Source organism: Kribbella sp. NPDC104740, assembly GCF_055583505.1.
Window position 1 is genome coordinate 248,166 of record NZ_JBVJNV010000008.1, and the last position, 2,138, is coordinate 250,303.

Consider the following 2,138-nt stretch of genomic DNA (forward strand, 5'->3'; position numbering starts at 1 on the left):
CTGGTCGGCGTACTCGACCACGCCCGAGGGCGTGGTCTTGTCCGGAGGACCTACTGCTGCGGGTCGTCCGACATGACCGGCCCGGGGAGCGAGCCGGCGTTCCACTCCTCGATGCGCCAGTTGTTGTTGCGGCTGGGGAGGAGGGAGATCCAGTTGCAGTTGGAGAGGCCTCCGAAGGCGGGCCAGTGGGCCTGGGGGATGCCTAGGAAGAGGCAGACGCCGACTCGGGCGGCTAGGCCGTGGGTGGCGACCACGACTGTGTCCGATGGGGATGCGTCTTCGACCGCGCGCTGGAGGGCGGGGGCGAAGCGGGCGGCTACCTCTTCGACGGTTTCGCCGGCGGTGCCTCGGCGTTGGGGTTCGCCGGCTCGGATGCGGGCGGCGGCCTCGGGGTTCGTTTCGGCGAGTTCGGCCATGGTGAGGCCGGCCCAGTCGTCGACGTCGATCTCGCGGAGGGACTTGTCGTACTCGACGGTGAGGCCGGTCAGGGCTGCCAGTTCGGCGGCGGTGGAGGCGGCGCGCTGGAGGTCGCTCGCGATCAGGCGGGTCGGGGCGAGCGAGGCCAGGCGGGCGGCCGCCGTGCGGGCCTGCTCGACGCCGACCTCGTCCAAGGGGATGTCGGCCTGGCCCTGCATCTTGTCCTGGAGGTTCCACTCGGTGCGGCCGTGGCGCCAGACGATCAGGCGTCCTGCAGTCATTGCGTGTGCTCCCGGGGTAGCGGAGCCGACCGGGCGACCCCGAATCAAGTATTCAGTTCAGCGCAGACCGGCGCCGTACGGCCGGCGAACGCCCACCGTACGGCGTACGAACAAGCTCAGTCCGTCGGAGCGCCCGGTACGGGCGAGGGCAGCGGGATGATCGGGCAGTCGCGCCACAGGCGCTCCAGCGAGTAGAAGCTGCGCTCCTCGTCGTGCTGGACGTGGATGACGATCTCGAGGTAGTCCAGCAGCACCCAGCGGCCCTCGCGGGCGCCTTCGCGGCGGACCGGCTTGGCGTCGAAGTCCTCGCGCAGCTTGTCCTCGATCGCGTCGACGATCGCGCGGACCTGGCGGTCGTTGGACGCCGAGGCGACCAGGAACGCGTCGGTGATCGCGAGCTGCTCGGAGACGTCGAACGCGAGCACGTTCTCGGCCTTCTTGTCGTGGGCTGCCTCGGCTGCCGCGGTGAGCAGCTGGACGGCGCGTTCGGAGGCAGGCATTCGATTCCTTCAGTGGTTGGTGTAGAGGTCGCGCTTGGCGATGTACTGGACGATGCCGTCCGGGACCAGGTACCAGGTCGGGTTGCCCTTGGCGACCCGGGCGCGGCACTCGGTCGACGAGATGGCCAGCGCGGGCACCTCGAGCAGGGTGATCCGGTCCATCGGGAGCCGGTCGAGCGGGAGCTCGGTGGCCTCGGTCCCCGGCCGGGTACAGCCGACGAACTGGGCCAGTTTGAACATCTCGTCGACGTCGCGCCAGGTCAGGATCTGAGCGAGCGCGTCGGCGCCGGTGATGAAGAACAGCTCGGCGTCGGGGTAGAGCCGGGACAGGTCGCGCAGCGTGTCGATCGTGTACGTCGGCCCGGGCCGGTCGATGTCGACCCGGCTGACCGAGAACCGCGGGTTCGACGCGGTCGCGATCACCGTCATCAGGTACCGGTCCTCGGGCGGCGAGACGTCCCGGTCGGTCTTCTGCCAGGGCTGACCGGTCGGGACGAAGATCACCTCGTCCAGGTCGAAGTACGCCTGCACCTCGCTGGCGGCCACCAGGTGGCCGTGGTGGATCGGGTCGAACGTCCCGCCCATGACGCCGAGGCGCCGGACCCGCTCCGGAGAGTTCACGTCAGCTCGATCCGCCGCTCAGCTGTGCGGCCGGCCCTTGCCCATGATCACGGTCAGCAGCAGCAGCGCGACCAGCACGAACAGGGCGAACCCGCCGTACCACCACGGCGAGATGTGCGACGCCTCGCCGGCGGCTTCGGACAGCGGCGCCAGCTGGGGCAGGAGTTGGAGAGCCATGAGGCAGAGCCTATCTCGCCGCACCCCCAAGAAGCGGGGGGGGGGGGGGGGGGCGGGGGGGGGGGGGGGTGGGGGGGGGGGGGGGGTGGTGGGGGGGGGGGGGGGGGGGGGGGGGGGGGGGGGGGGGGGGAGAGTGGCGTCA

4 protein-coding genes are annotated in these 2,138 nt (G+C 71.0%); all 4 read right to left on the reverse strand.

Annotated features, from left to right (window positions below; genetic code table 11):
• Positions 1 to 50: 50 nt before the first annotated feature.
• Positions 51 to 698, reverse strand: coding sequence for a histidine phosphatase family protein (locus ACZ6Z4_RS33780; RefSeq protein ID WP_465574289.1), 648 nt, complete (start codon positions 696 to 698; stop codon positions 51 to 53).
• A 116-nt stretch (positions 699 to 814) separates the two neighbouring features.
• Complete coding sequence (rsfS, locus tag ACZ6Z4_RS33785; protein WP_465574293.1) at positions 815 to 1,198, reverse strand: ribosome silencing factor; 384 nt, start codon at positions 1,196 to 1,198, stop codon at positions 815 to 817.
• 9 nt (positions 1,199 to 1,207) lie between these two features.
• Positions 1,208 to 1,819 (reverse strand): nicotinate-nucleotide adenylyltransferase, encoded by a 612-nt coding sequence (nadD, locus tag ACZ6Z4_RS33790; RefSeq protein WP_344167660.1) that lies wholly within the window; start codon positions 1,817 to 1,819, stop codon positions 1,208 to 1,210.
• 18 nt (positions 1,820 to 1,837) lie between these two features.
• On the reverse strand, positions 1,838 to 1,996 hold the full coding sequence (locus tag ACZ6Z4_RS33795; protein ID WP_465574298.1) for a hypothetical protein: 159 nt from the start codon (positions 1,994 to 1,996) through the stop codon (positions 1,838 to 1,840).
• Positions 1,997 to 2,138 lie beyond the last annotated feature (142 nt).